Raw genomic sequence first — 16,296 nt, 5'->3', positions numbered from 1 at the left:
CCTCCTGCCCTGCTTCATCAACGATAACCGCGCTGGTATTGCCTTTCGGGTTAGTCATTCCAATAAAACAACCAGTTTCATCATAGCCATTATAGGTCGTGGGTCGCACGGGCGTGGCACTCAACGTATACTTTACTTTGCCTTCAATAATTTCCTCGAGGTAGCAGGAAACGGGCGGGTCGATCCTCTTTTTTTCTCGACCGCAGAAACTAAATTCTTTGTTGGTGACACCGCCAGTCGCCGTGATTTCTTGAATTCTATCGCGCCACGCGTTGTAGGCGTAGCGGCGTATAGGATGGATTATCGCTAACTTGGCCTCGGTTAATATGGGCGTAAATGAACCATCAATTTTGGTGGGATAACTTTGACTCGGGTAAACAGGATTGCCGTGTGTAATGCTAAATACATTTTCGTAAGTAGCAACCTTATACGGATATATCCCCACAGGCAGATCGCTGACATCCAGCACGAGGCTTTGTAGTAGGTCGGTGATTAACGGCAGCGGCGTTAAATTTGCAATCTGCGCATTGCGATCCGTACTCATATCTAAAAATGTCACCGTCGGCATTTCCGTGAACGGGGCAAACGGCGTGATATAAAGAAGCGTGCGCGGAGCGAACACGGCATTGACGATTTGCAGAGATTTACCGCTCGCAAGATCCAGCCACTCGTTTAAATTTTTATCCAGATTATCCACTACAACCCAATCACTTTCGGCGTTGAGCGCGGCGTGCTTTTGTTTCGCTAATCGAGGTTTGCCCACTTCCCGTAGTGACGCGTACACTTGGCCTTGGTGAATAAATAAGTGCTGGCTATCCGGTGTCGACGCCTCATCACCCAGCATTTTCATTTGGGTGGGATTAGCTTTATTGGCCGCCCAACAGGTGACCGGAATATTTTTGGCTTTTGAAAAAAGTAAGACACTTTTATCGCCGGGAAAATGCGTTGTAAGGAAACTGATATATTCCGCGACCACCGCTTTATCTTGACAGAAGTTTATCTGCTCACGCTGACCCTCTGCCAACGCCACTTCCGTTTGCAAGTATTCTTTTAATAACGGCATTTGATCATTATTCTGTAAGAGGGCGTAAACGCCTTGCGAATCTAAGTGATAAACATCGCAATTAAGCGCTTTTTCTAAGCGCTGAATGAGTTTCTTCATCACTGCTTGCTGGATTTGTTGTTGCTGCAGTAACGTTTGCCACGCCGCATCTTGACTCGACATAAATCTACCGCTATTAAGCGCTTCAAAGATTTCTTCGGCTAATGCGTTCGCTGCTATTTCTGGATTTAGGTTGCTTAACGTCGTTACAAAATCGTGGGCGCTCGTGCCTAACATCTCGAAAATATCCGCGTGTTGTAAACGGGTACGTTCAAAATATTTAGCTTGCGTGAGCTGACCTTTAGCATCCGGAAAAAGCGCCTGGTAGCGCCGCGCCCCTTTTTGTTTAGCCGCCGTTTGAGGGTCGGGTATCGCTGCAATGAGGAGCGGAATCCACAGCGTTTCTGGTTCATTTGCACTCGGCGGCATCGCTAAATCAACGCTTAACGACGCAATACTTTTCACCTCATGATCAAAGCTAAATTGATTATCCGACGGATTAAACGTAACTGATTGTTGATAAGGTTCGTCGTCTGTCCCAACGTAATCACAGGTTAATCGCAGCGTTTTATCTGCAAAAGAAGGATTAATTTGACGTGTGACTTGAGCCGTTTGGCCTTCAACAGTTAACGAAATAGAAAAATTAATTTCCTGGGATAACGGCGCTGGCGCAGGGGTCAGCGTATAAAGAGTAAACGGTAAAGAAGCCGTGCCGGCTAGAGCGTTATAAAAGGGCTTTAACGAATAAGCGCCAGAAGGATAAGCACTTAAATCAAGGAGTGTTTCATCTTGATAAGGAATGTCGGCAATTTTTTGCTCGCCCTGCCATAACTCAAGCTTTGTCAGTCCGGCTGTTTTACCGGTTAACTTAACGGTGGTATCGGAAACACTCAGCGCCACTAAGTTGTGACTCGTGGTGCTATTATCAGAATCAAATTGCACACTACCTTGGGTTTGATAAACAAGGACCGGTTCCGCCTCGCCCGGTACTCTGATTTGATAGCGAAGATCATAGTCATAGAGATCGCTCGCCAAGTGACTGACATCTACCGCACAATGTTCTGCGTCAGTCAAAATAATAGGCAATTCGGTTTGACCCACACCGCCATGGGTTTTGATAAAAAATTTCAATTGATAGGCGCGCTCTTGCGGCAAGGGAAAAGTAATTAAATATTGTGCGCCGGTTTCAGTTTGCTGTTGCACGGGTTGCATGCAAAGCGGTACAGGAAGCGACTGCATATTACCTTGTTTAACATAGGCGGGTAATAATTCTGCAATGATATTGCCATTGAGTGAGCGCGCTTGTTCGGTGCGTAATGTGCTCACAATATCCCAGGTCATAACCTGCGGCAAATCTTGGTAACTTAACGATTCGAAGTTTCGATTAGGCGAACGAATGGTAAGCGTATCTTCGCCCGCAGCATTTTGTAGTTTGAGGTAATAGGCACCTTGACCTGAATTCGATTTCCAAACGTGGCCCACTAAATCATATTCATAGCGTAACGGATAGGTTACCCCGTCCTGACCCTCTGCGATGATTTGACCAAAACTATCACGAATGCGATAGGTTGAACGATCCTTGACTAATTCACTCTTACTCAGAGGATCATAAGCAGTCGTATAAAAAGCCGATACTAACAGTAAATTACGCCCATCATAGCTAGAACGCTTTTCCGCCATAACTGACTCGCTTTTAAATTTAAGCGGGAGACTCGCGTCAAAATGCCAGTTACTGAGTTGATGCCAGCTGCGCGCCTCTTTTTGAGTCGCTGTATAAGTCATCGCACACAAATTTTTCTGCGCATCTTGTTTATACGCCGGCTTGCCTTGTGTGTTGTTGATAATTAATTCTTGTTGATCTTCTGGATCCGCCTGTTTTTTAGCAGGAGGCGTATCCTTTAAAGGATACTCTGCGCCTTGTTTAAAGCGACGCGTGCGCACACGCTCACCAGCAAAATTGACCCCATAATAGGTTAATGGCACAAGGGTGAGAGGGTTATTATTATCATCCAAACTCTTACGAGGAACACCCGTGCACGCAATTTCAATATCACGTTCATCATAATAAAAATGACAGGTATTTTCTTTGGCATCGGTGATGGAAGAAAGCTTTTCCGTTTTAGTATGAGTCTGAGAAATAATTAAATCACGGGTAACATCGAATAAGGAATAAATATTATTTTCTTTCACTAATTTCTGAAAATCCGCATTAACGTAGGTTATTTTTTCAGAGGAGCCGTTAGCGTTATAATCCGTTTTAGTTATCCTGTCCTTTTCAGGATTTTGAATTACTTTTTTAATAAGCGCTGCAACTGACATTGCAGGATCAGGTGTCTCTAAGAGTGGATTAGCATATTCATAATGTTCACCCACCTCATTAAAACTATTCATAATATCAATGGTGACATACAGATCAGGATCCACAATCGCCACTTTATTCCCATTGCGATCATACCAATACCACGTGGTCGACCACGTGGCTGTGTTGTGATCAATTAATTTCGATTCGAGGCAACATTTACCGCGCGCATTATAGTCTTTTTTAAATTGGGTAAGGGTTGTGCCATAGCTCGGAGTATCCGGCTTAGCAACATTCGCACAATAATTAAAAATAGGGCCTTTTTTTTCTAAGGTAATATTACCGCGGCGATCGCGCTTAAATTTAGTCGTAGGGTCTTTGGTAATATCCGGTATCCCAACCATCAAATCGGTCATGGCCGCAAGTGTAATGTCTTTACTGGCGTAATCTTTTTTTAATTTTACCGGGTCAAGGGATTTAGCATATTTCGTTTCTTGCGTCGATTGATTGAAGGCATCGAATTGTGTTTCAGTGATACCGCCTTCGCCATCAATTACAAAGCGCTGATTACCCATACTATCGTGAACAAAAAAGGTAACATTCCCCAATTCGTCGGTTGCTACCACCTGTTGGCACTTACCATCATAGATAAAGTTACTGCTTACCTTGCTCTCTATTACCGGAGGATTTTTAAAACTGGCCTGGGCATTAGGATTATCCACTGCCGCTCGGGGCACTTCGATACTGATGAGTTTATTGCATTTATTGTTATAGAGGGTCATCTCCCGCGCATCACTGCGCCCTGCGCCTTCGATGATTGTTGTGGAATTATTTTCCTTGTTATAAATTTTTTGACGCGTGACGCTCACCGCATCTTCGGTTGCGATCAGTTGACCGGTTGCCCCCAACGCAGGATCATAAGATACTAAGGTTATGTTGGATTTTGGGGCGGTAAAGGCAATTTCGCGATTATCGCGGTCATAAAGATAAGACCATACCGCCTTATTTTTGTCGGTATGGGTGAGCTTATTACCCATCGCATCATAGGTAAATTCCTCACTGTTGCCACGCGGGTCTGTGACTTTACAACGACGATTGGCGGCGTCATACCCAAACGTTGTAATACGATCACCCTTGGTTTTATCTGGCACCCATTCTGGCGTCTTCAAGGTGGCGACTAATACAGCATAATCTTGCGGCACAGGATCAAGCTTATGATCAAAGCGACATTCTAGCGTCTTATTGCCATTTTTATCATACTCGTAAGACGTGACATTACCTTCGGGATACACGCGATAGATTGGATTATTGCGCACATCGTAAACGGTAAATGTCGTTTCGTTTTTAGGATCATCGCTCTTTAAATGAGTATAAATTTCCGCAATCGATAACGTAGCCACGTAGTCAGGATTCGCGACTTTTTGTGCATACAGAATTTCTGTAATCGTATTGCCATTATCATCAAACCGAGATTCTAATACATAGCCTTCGGGATCAATCGTAAATCGTTCTAAACGCGTGTCCGTTATAATAATATTGGGACTCAGGACATAAGAAGTTTTGCGGTCAAGTGCACTCGGGTTAGCCTTCATTAATGCCGCCATTTGGGGCGTCGTATTATTCTTAGCTGTGAGAACATCTACCTTGGTCGCATAGAGAATATCTGCTACTTTGCGATTGGCGGCATCATAGCGTTTTTCGGTCACCGCCCCTAAATTATTGAGCGTGAAGCTTTCTAATCTATTTTCATCGTAGAAAAACCAGAGTTCCTTATCTTCTAAAGTGTGTAAGCTAGTCGCAAAATCCACCATCTGAGCAAGGGTGGTTTGCTCGCTTATCGGTTGAGTTAAAATACTTTTATAGTGGCATTCGTAAATGACATCGCCTTCGGTATTGTATCTTTTTTCGCTGACGCCATTTTCGGGGTCTACTTTGAATCTTTCTCGCCCGCATTTATCATAAAAATTATACGTTATGTAGCCGTGTTCATCGATAGCCGCAACTGTCTGGTTGACGGCATCTAATACTAATTTTGACTTTAGATTTAAGGGCTCGGTTTTGGCGGGCACTTGGTTCACGCCATCTAACGCTAATGTAGACGTTAAATTCAAGTGCTCGCTTTTGCCGGGCGTTGGCAAATCAATAATCTTGCCTATGTCGCGATTAATAGCATCTTGCTCAAAAGCAGCGTTATAAATATTACCAAGCGGGGTATCACCTCGCATTTCAAATGATTTTGTTTGTTGACCATTGTACTGGGTGGTGTGAATTAAATTTAAATGTTTGACCTGTTCGCCTAAAGGCGCCTCTGGGGGAACGGGATCAATAATTTTCTGGGTTAATAAATTACGTTTGTCGTGTGAATTTGATGTGCGATTAAGTAAAGGGTCTATTTCTAACGCCTTTCGTTCCCACGCGTCTAATTCAAATTTCGTGATTAATTCGGCATTCGTTGAATCTATAATAATTTGTTCAAGGGTGCCGACACTATTATTAATAAATTGAGTTTGATTTTTGTTGGCATCAACATGACTATTGTGAAGGTGAATCACATCATACCCATCTTCGATGACATAATTTTTGGCTTCACTCGGCACTTCTTGCGCGTGCTGGGTAACGTGACCCGCTGATTCATGCCGCCAGATTTCTTTATTATTAACACCATCTTCGTGCGATAAATTTTCAGAAAAAACGTTTTTAATAATTAGCTCACTATTGCCTTTAGGATACGTTATTTTTTGACTGCGCGTAGCTTGATCATACCGATTAGTGGTGACTTGGCTTAACGAATTCGTATTGGTTATTACGCGTTCAAATGCATCTAGCGCAAGTGTTTCACGCGTAACGTTTTCAGGATCGATCACTTGCACACGTCGGCCAAGGCGATCATTAATAAACTGGGTTTTATAGTCTAGTGCATCATAATGCGCTGTTTTAACACCGAACTGGTTATTGTATTCATAACGATCATTTGTTATTTCTCTGTTATCACTCGCAATCTTAGCAATTTTAGCTTCCAGGCCACGAATGTCATATTCATGTTTTATTTTGTAATGAGTTGCATTACTTAAGGGCAGTATTTCTTCATCTAGCTGCTTAAAAGCGGTGTAAGTTTTTTGAGTTACATAGTTTTCAGGGTCGGTGATCTTTTCTGCTAAACCCCGCTTATTACGCACATAACGCGTAATTGCATCCTTATCCTCTTGCTGTAAAGCATTTAAGGTAGTTCGAAATTCCGGCGTGATAAAGCCACCGGTCAATAACAAAAGATCCGTCGGAGAGATTTTTTGCTCATAAGCCCGCATTTGTACGGGTTCACTAAAGCTATTTAGCGTCGATTCAATGATGGCACCGCGGGCATTAATTACCACAATAGGTCTTCGGTCTAAATCATAGAAATAATAAATTGGATGACCTAAAGGATTTACGGATTTAAGTTTTAAGCCTGACGCATCATAAAAATGTTCATAGTAGTCTTGATTTATATCTTGTGAATCTGCTTCTCTATAAAGCTGTAAAAATTGGTCATATAGCTTAGCGTGAGCCCGTAGTGTGTCAGCGTCATAGTTCTCATTAACCTTACCATCATAAGTGGTCTCTAATAGTATGTTATCCATATCATCAAAACTTTTTTCAATATTTTTGTTGAACGGCAAGGTCATCTTAACTAAACGGTTGACGAGATCATACTCATAATAGGTAGTTTGATCTTCACTAGAAGCAGGCGGAATTAGAGGAATGAAATTATTATTATCAGTGTTTTCATACCAATTTTTATCAAGCCGAGTGTCATAGCGCGTGGCCGTCTTTTTAAGCCCGGACGCATAATACGTATAGGAGGTGACATAATTTTCTGCATCCACCTCTAGAATAACTTCATCGCGGGAATTGTAATAATAAAAAGTATGTGCATCTTTCAGCTTGTCTTCAGGGGGGATTACTTCATTCAAGTTTCGAGTATGTGGGGTAGGCGTACCATAATGAATTTTTTCATAACAACGATTGCCCGCATCATATTTCTTTTGTATGACATAACCTGCTGGATCTTGCTCCACAATAGGGTTGTTGTCTGTATCATAAAAATATTGCCACCACTGATCCACATCACTATTAGGTATCAATACAAGAGATTTGCCCTGCTTTAATTGTGCAAGCATTTCATTATCTAAGGGTTGTTTATAGATGATGGTGGCCGTCTTACGATTCAAATTATCGTAAATATATTCTGTAACGAAATTTTCCTCGTCTACTTCGTAACGCACCCTATCGGTATAATCATAAAATTCATAGGTATAACGATCCAGTTCAGGATTTTTTCCTTTTTCTACCAATCCAATTAATGTACTCGCAGTCGGCAAATATTTGCCCACCAATTTAGTGATATCAATGGGATTTTCGTAGCGGATAGTAGTTTTAAAGCGATTAACTCGGTCATATTGCCATTCATTAACACGCCCTAATGGACTCACTGTAAAACCTAAACGTTGTTGGCGATCAAAAAAAGTGATCATCATTTTTCCGTCAGGCCCAATGGTCTCAACAATGCGGCCTCCCGTGTCACGCTCGAATAATGTCGTTCGCACTTGCATTTGGGTATTAATAACGCCGGAGTCGCTTTCAGAAATAACGAGGCCTTGGGTATCGAGTTGTTGCTGTTGTTCTTGACCATTGGGTAAGGTGACTATGACATTACACGGCGTAGCTGTATCTTGATATTGATATTTTGTTTCGCGATAGCGCAGTTGATTATTTTCTTTACTGATGAGATCCGCTTTTTCGATGAGCCGATGAAATGTTAAGTCATATTTTTGCTTCGCAATAGATGTAACTGCTGCACTTTGTAAAATTTCTTTAGTGCCCCAACCACCCAAAAGATCCCAATCGGTAGTGATTTGACTCATACTACTATCGTTAATTCCATTGCCTTGGGCATCTACATGACCATAGCTTCGAACTATTTTCGCTTGACCGCGCTCATTATATCGGTAGTCATTTATTCTGACTTGTTGAGGATCGATAGTTGCTATCCATTGCAACATGCGTGCCAAGGAAGGAGCTTGATTATTAACTAAAGAGTCGGTAAATAAAACATCAAAATAAGCTCGTATGGTAGCAGGGTTTTTAGTTTGAGGATCGGGACGTCGCTCCGTTACACGCCCTTCTGAACTAATAGAAAACCTAAGGAATATGTTGCCTGCATTATCAAAATTATTATCATAGACATAACGCGTCACCGCTACTGTGTCTTTATTCAGAGTTTCAATAATCGTGGATAATTGAGGTCTATTCGCCTGGGCAGCTGTATAACTATATTGAGTTAATTGACCTTCCGGTAAACTATGCATACTAATGAGGTTACAATTGTTTGCATCATAATTATTACGTTCCACACCCCCGTTAGGTCGAATAATATTTTCCAATTGACCTGATGGATAATAAGAATAGTGAGTAATGTCGGGAGGATTCTGATACGCATCATAACCGCGTTGCTGGGTTAGTTTTATAATTTGCGCGGCTGAATTAAACTCTAGCGTTGTTTGACTCCCAAAGCTATCTTGGAAAATACTCGATGAGGCTTTATAAGTAATATTATTTAATGTTTCACCGACTCGAATTTGATTAATACGTTTAGTTAAATTGCTATCATAAGTAAACCCATAATTTGTCCCGTCAGTTTGGGTTACTGATCGAAGTCGATTTGAATTACCCTCATATTCATATTGAGTGCTATATTGCTCATCGCCTGATTGAGTTGTGATTAATAGCCCATCTTGAAATATGTGCTTTTGCAGCGGTATTTTTAGACCTTTTTGATAGGTATAAAAACTGATCACTGAAGGCACAGAACGATCAATTATATAAGGAGTACCTGAAGCGCCCACAATCGCCTTTAATTGATTTTGTGCGTCAAATAAAAATCGAGTCGTTCGACCTTCTCGATCTACTCTTGATGATAACTTGCCATTTTGCGCGTAGTTTTCCATTACGCCATTTTTTGGATGGTATAACACCCACTGCTTATTATCCTTATAATACAAATAGGGTTGACCATCAGAAAACTCAGCGGCGATATAGCAGTTTTTTTCGGCACTAAAAATATAGGATGTTTCATGCCCATCGGCTTCAATGTAGGTTAAGTTAGCGACTGGTGAGTTAGGATCAGGCAAGTTAGCAAATTCTCCGGCAACAGCGAGACGCCATGAAAGTGGCAACGTAGTAGCCTTGCTGTTATAGACCCATCCTAGCTCTAAGACATTCCCAATCTCTGCGATTCTTATAACATGATCTTTAAGTACCAGGTTGCCATTTGCCAGATTTAGATGGCAGGCAATTTCTGCTTGTCCCAATTTCCGAAAGGGTAATAGTAACCCTACCTTATTGAGTGAAGAATGACTTAAACCTAAACCTTGGCCTGTAAAGGGAGCGATGGAGTATTCTGGGGCCATTAATTTTTCCTCATACTTTTATTTATCACGTTATTTATTTAACTATTTAAAAGACAAAAATTGAGTAACATTCGACGTCACCAATGCGGCATTAGTGGCGGGCAAATTCATATACCAGAATGACGCTGAATTACTCTGATAATTAAGAGAACCTTGTTGGCTTATAACTTGCTCAGTATCGGACAAAGACTGTTTCTTATAACGTCGTCCCGCGAACGAGACGCTTAACGCTGGCGGCGAGAAAGGCGTAATCACTTTGTGAGAAATATTGCCTGTAGTAATATCGTAGTTAACAACGGATTCAACACTTTGCTGAGTTTTTCCTATTCGCTTTTGCAAACGTTGTTCCTTAATATGAATATGATGCAGTGTTTTATTAGCACTGGAAAGTTCATTCACCATTTGCTGAATATTGTGTAAATTATTTTCAATCTCACGCATGACGGCTGAAGGTAAGTGATGATATTGAGCTGCATTGTTAATTGTTTTTTTTGTATCAGCATAAAGCGTGGCGATGGCTACAAACTTCTCTTGTAAAGGTTCAAAGTGAGCCGCGCGACTTTGCTTTTGAGCAGCGTGATTTTTCTTCAGCGCAGTTAATGTTACATCATACTGTTTTAATTGTTGCTCTTCGTACTCTAATGAATAAGATTGCTCGCCAGATACCGTCAATGAAAAAAAAGCATTTGTCTTTTCGGCCGCAACTTGAAAAGTTTGTTGAGCAAATTGCCGGAGTGAGGATAACCAGTTCCAAGAGCGCAACGACGATGAACTCGATGTATCACAATTAAGAGGATCAACTTGCATTTTTTCAGTGGGATTATTTTTTAAGTGGGCATTAACTACCGAACTATCCGTACTAGGCCAGACCTGACACGTCGCCCTAACCTGTTTAGCTTGTAATCCTGTGTTTTCTAGCCCAAGCTGCTTTATGGATGTCAGTGGTTTATTATTCGCTTTATGCAGCGCTCGGTATTGGCTGCGATTTAATCTAGATTTCCCAAGTGGCACTCCAACTGGCACGCTAATAAATTTTCCAATTATTGCCTCAGTGCCTTCCGGTCCAATGGGGTTGCCATTTAAGATAAAGGTTTCTAATTGGCCAAACGCATCAGCAAGCTTTGTAGCGCCTTCTGGCCCAATATTGTTGTCACTTATAACAAGGTGCTTAAGACGCGTACGTGGGAGAACAGCAGCTAATACTGTAGCACTTCTATCTGTCATACCATTATCCATTAAATACAGCTCGCTAATATTAGAGTTAGGCAAAGCATTAATAATTCCTATTAAAGTGTCTTCATTGATATTGAGTCGAGATATATTTAACGTTCGTAGTTTTGAATGTGGATTAGAAAGCGCTTGTATCAGGCAAGGTGCAATGGCATTACCAACTTGGTTGTCATCAATATTCAATGATTCAATCTGAGTACTATTAAGCGCACTGAGGATTTTACAGAAACCATTGACACTAGATCGTATCTTTGCAATCGCAAAATTTTCGATGTCAGTTCTAGTTAATAACATTGCACTATCGCCAAGGCCATTCCCTGTCAATGAGGTCCCGCTTAAATTAACGTGCTTAATTGTGCTATTGCCTGCACTTGCAAGAAGCGAAGTTGCCCCTAAATCTTGAACCCCTAAATTATTTGCCAAATTAATCGACGCTAATGATGAGCCTGGGACACCCTGCGATAAGTCAACCACTTGATTGTCAATTACATTGGTATTTTTTAAATTAAGTATTGTTAATTTTGACTGCGGTAAAGATTGACCCCATTGATAAAAATCAGCATTGGCTAGGTCATTATTTGAAGCGTCAAATTTTTCAATGCGAGTAGAAGGCAATTCCCTCGTAAATGTATTAAAACCCCGTGCTGTAAAACTATTGCTACTCATGTCTATATCGGTGAGCGTCGAATTTATTATGTTCGGAGTAATTTCACATAAGCCCACATCAGTCATTCCATTTTCCCCGATGCGCAATGTAGTAATATGAGAGTTCGGAACAATGCTACCTGCAGCAATGACTCCTGCATCCTGTGCGTTTGTAGCGGTGATATCAACTACTTCAGTCGCGATGCCATTGATCCCAGACATTAAGGTTTGAATATTCCGGGGTCCAAAACCATAATTGTGTACATCAACTTTCTTAGCAGTAACGGCTTGCAAAAAATCAATTAAGATCTTTATTTTAGTCTCATCCTGAGACCAAGGGAGATAATCTGATGTCGAAAGATTGAGATCATCTATAATATTCATCTGGTCACGAATAGCCTTTAAAACAGCTTCAAAAACCGAGTTGGACCAGTCTGGCCAATTTTGATGAGAGAAATCGATTATTTTATAATCGGGATGATGGGACATTTGCTTAAATATTTCTAAGACTTCCGTATCACTATGAGGCATCGCTAAATAGCCATCCAAACAACGTTGACTGCTCTTTCGCTCAAGATAGTAAACAGACGCAAAATCACAGACCAGACAATCGTAATTTCCTATTTCAGTTACGTAGCTCCATAGCTTATTGTCGTCCTCACAAGCTTTTTTATCGCTATTAAACTTGGCTAATGCTTTTTCTTTTTTCACTAATACTTCTACGTATCTAATGAAGGCACCTAATTGCAGGGCCAGAGTTATGATGAAACCCGCTTCAAATAAAACATGAGCCACTTTGTTTTTGGAGTGGCCTATATGCCATAATTTATAATGGGCATACAATTTTGTTAAATACCTATTCCTCCCAATTACTGCCGCTATTCGACGAAGCGCTTGATTTGCAATGGAGACATGATCATTATCATTAATAATATTTACAAGTCTCTCTTCCCGAAAATTGCGTGCGATACTTGCTAGAGCCTTTATGCTTCTATATCTAACAAAAAAATTACGGTGAGTCGTTGCTACAATAATTTTATCTAGTAAAGGTTGGTGCAAGCTCGAGGGCAGATCGGCATTCCATCGTAATTCCCACTCCCAACGTCTAATATCAGTATAAAGCTGAACAGATGAGCGTGGTTTGTTATAACTTAGTAAGTCACTGTCTTGCTCTTCAAATTTTGAAGCCCATTTTAGGGTATGAGCAATTGACCACACCAAACCTGCAGCCCAAGGCAGGAGCAACATTAACCGAAAAGCCCACATAAAATCTTTATCACTGGGGATTTCACTTCCCCAATCACTTGAAAATGTGAGCTGGTTCGTGGCTTCACCTAATAAAATATCCTTAACCGTCGTACCAAAACGTTGATCACTATTCAAACCGTTGTTTTTCAAATCAGCCAGTAGCGTAAATAAAAAGATAACTGGCCATACCTTACCAAAGGTAAACTGCATACTTTGCAATATTTTATACGCAAAAATAGTCGCGGTATGATACTTGCCCTTTGGAACTGGCTCTAGAGTTTCAAAAATTAGAGGTAAAAAAAGTAGATTTTGATAACGCAAAAAGGAATTCCAAAGAGTGGGTTTAGGTCCAAACTCCAAATTACTGAGAGATGCAGCAGCTGAGTTATTGATTGAACCATAATCAGGATGAACTACCGCTGATTGAGCTTGATCTGGTAATAAGGAGGAATTTGATTGTTCGATAAAGGTGTTTTTTTCACGATTCTCCAGCTCAATGTCTTGTAAATCATCAGATTTATTATTTCGATACGTTTTGTTGGGATCAAGCCGTCCTCGCCGTGCAAGTTTTTCCCACATGTTATTCTCCAATAGATCATCACTAACCCGGCGCCATACATACATAACACCATTCTTAAAATAAAAAGGAGCTTTGAGCGAGGTTTGACAATGTGGAGGTAAAATCCGTATTAGCTTGAGAAGTTCCTTATCGGCTTCACAGATCAGATATTCAAAAATCGAATACCACTCATGTTACTCCGCGAACTAAGGCATAAGATATAACGTCCGAATTAAAAAATTGATAGGAGATATTCCTCATTTTTTTGTGAGTTATTTGGTGACGCTGCGTGAGCATTTTCTGAGAGCCCCTAGTAAAGGGGTCAGTAAAGGGGTCATAAAGGGGTCAGATATCAAAATGCGATTACTACAATTGTTATATCTGCATTAGCGCAACAATATGATGACTGAAATATATACAATTATTGCAATTTGATATCTGACCCCTCAACCTAGCAAATAAAATAACAAGTAACGCAAACATTAAAGATCTTTAATTATTCTCCCGCGGAACCATTATTAAATCGACCTGCCCCAATTATAGTTGTCAATCGTCTCGCCTCTTTGCATGCAACTCCTCTTAACAAAATAAATGGATGTCAAATAAACTTGACAACCATAAAGTAAAGTCTATTATACATGTCAAATAATTAATAGGAGGATTGATGCCAAGAATTGAAAGCAAACTTATCATTGCAAATTGCATCCAAGATATACGCCTGGCCAAGAAATTGACCCAGGAAGAATTAGCAAAGGCAGTGGATGTGACTCGAGCGACGATAATTGCCCTTGAAAAAGGCAATTATAACCCTTCTCTTGAGCTAGCCTTTCGAATTGCAAATTTTTTCAAAATAGAAATTCAAAAAATATTTTTTATAAAAGGAGATTTTAGATGAGTAAATTAACAAGATATATCCAAAGTTATTTATTGTTTGGTTTTCCATTTGTAGTAACAGCTATCCTTTGGGACCCCTCAAAAATAGGTAACGGCTTTATCGGATTTACCCAAAAGTTTCTGTCGGGGCATTTAGTGTTTTGGTTTTCTGTGCTAACCCTCTTTCTAATTATGTTGGTGATAGTACCCAATGTGCGTGAAATTACTCTAAGGCGTTTAGCTAATATAAAAGAGAGAGACGAACGAGAGGAACATATCACAGGAAAAGCTTCTCGCGTAACATATATTTCCACGCTCAGCCTTTTGCTTCTACTGTTTTTTTATTCAATTTTCTCCGTGAATATCAAAACCCTTCCTGAAAATCAAACTTATCACGGCAAGCATCGTGTTGCTAGCTTGAACTTAGGTTTTTCTATATTTGAAGAGAAAAATAAAAATGACCCGAAAGAAGGATTCACTTTATTTGACTCAAAAAATATGTCGCTTTCAACAGCGTCAATCTTACTCATCCTAATCGCCTGGCAGCTAATAATATTTAACTATGTGGCTCGTAAAGAACAGATCAAAAGCATTAAATAATAAAAGCCACCGTCATAAAAGGGGGAAAATATGAATCTAAATAATGAACACAGCTTTATTGCTAATATAGGTCAGATAACAAAAAAAACTAAAAGTACATGCCTCTTAATATTGCCACCCAAAAAATTGCAAGATTTTAAATATGCAACTACAACAGCAGACCTCAGTATGCGTTGGGTCGGTACTTTTAATAACAATTCAACAGAAATCGTTGTGGATTTCAGTTATTATGAAGAGCGAACACTGCTTAGTATTATAATTTCAGGATCCACAGAAAATATAGAACTAAATGATCCTCACTTAAATTTTCGGAAAGTAAAAAATAAACAGCAATGTGTCTATTTGTATCAACATGAACAAATAGAAGTTTTGAATCTGGGTGCAAGTAATGAAAATGAATCGTCTATTGAAAAGAATTTAGAACGTATTGAGAGTCGACTACCTCTCGTAATTAGTAATGCTGAGCCGCTTGCATTGGATGTGTTGGATCTAGCAGACTTAATCAATGACAAGCAAATCGCTATATATACTGGAGCAGGAATTTCTGCCGGTGTTGTACCTACTATGTCTGCCTTAAGTGAAAGTTTGAATTTTGCACAACATCAAATGGATTCTTTTTTAAAATTTGTTAATGACTGCTTTCAAAACCCTGATGATAAAATTACTATAATGAACGCTTTTTATGACGCATGCACCAATGGAAAAGCGAGTAGCGCACATGAAGCTGTTACCAGAATCTGTGAATTTAAGGGGTGGTCTCTGCTGACTGAAAATGTAGATCTACTGCATCAACAAACTGGAGTAGCGCCTCTTGGTAGAGATTTTTTAAGTGAGAATTTAACAAGGGAAGACTTCCTAAGTATTGATATCATCATCACAATAGGCCTGCAAACAGATGAAAGCCATTTCTTATCACGTTTTAAACAACATAACCCGAGAGGAGTAATTGCAGCGATTAATTTGGCTAAACCTAATTATCTTGCAAATAATGATTTCTTGATTAGAGGTGATGCTCAAGCGCTGTTACCACTTCTTTACACTAAGCTTTTAGAAATGGATTATGCACTAACACAAAATATTTAATAAAGGGGTCAGATAACAAAGGGGTCAGATATCAAAATGCGATTACTACAATTGTTATCTACAATTGTTATCTACAATTGTTATCTACAATTGTTATCTACAATTGTTATCTACAATAGTTATCTACAATAGTTATCTACAATAGTTATCTACAATAGTTATCTACAATAGTTATCTACAATAGTTATCTACAATAGTTATCTACAATAGT

Annotated in this window: 5 protein-coding genes; 3 read left to right on the top strand and 2 right to left on the bottom strand. The window is 40.0% G+C overall.

The annotated features are described in order from the left end of the window. Together H0U71_08260 and H0U71_08255 are read right to left on the bottom strand one after the other, a co-directional pair. Positions 1-9,847: RHS repeat protein (locus tag H0U71_08260; GenBank protein MBA2655038.1), on the bottom strand; the 9,847-nt coding region annotated here is incomplete at its 3' end. 42 nt (positions 9,848-9,889) lie between these two features. Continuing rightward, positions 9,890-13,594, bottom strand: coding sequence for a hypothetical protein (locus H0U71_08255; protein ID MBA2655037.1), 3,705 nt, complete (start codon positions 13,592-13,594; stop codon positions 9,890-9,892). 626 nt (positions 13,595-14,220) lie between these two features. Here H0U71_08255 and H0U71_08250 point away from each other — a divergent pair. Genes H0U71_08250 through H0U71_08240 form a run of 3 tightly spaced genes read left to right on the top strand, consistent with a single transcriptional unit; the run spans position 14,221 to position 16,085 of the window. After that, on the top strand, positions 14,221-14,424 hold the full coding sequence (locus H0U71_08250; GenBank protein ID MBA2655036.1) for a helix-turn-helix transcriptional regulator: 204 nt from the start codon (positions 14,221-14,223) through the stop codon (positions 14,422-14,424). Then, the gene (locus H0U71_08245) at positions 14,421-15,002 is read left to right on the top strand and encodes a hypothetical protein (GenBank protein ID MBA2655035.1); all 582 of its coding nucleotides are present in this window, start codon (positions 14,421-14,423) and stop codon (positions 15,000-15,002) included. The genes H0U71_08250 and H0U71_08245 overlap by 4 nt, the downstream gene beginning before the upstream one ends. A gap of 30 nt (positions 15,003-15,032) precedes the next feature. Then, positions 15,033-16,085, top strand: coding sequence for a hypothetical protein (locus H0U71_08240; protein MBA2655034.1), 1,053 nt, complete (start codon positions 15,033-15,035; stop codon positions 16,083-16,085). The last annotated feature ends 211 nt before the right edge of the window (positions 16,086-16,296 follow it).

Source organism: Gammaproteobacteria bacterium, from assembly GCA_013697705.1.
GTDB lineage: Bacteria > Pseudomonadota > Gammaproteobacteria > UBA6002 > UBA6002 > UBA6002.
The sequence above is the reverse complement of the archived record's forward strand: the minus strand, read 5'-3'. Positions and strand labels throughout refer to the sequence as shown.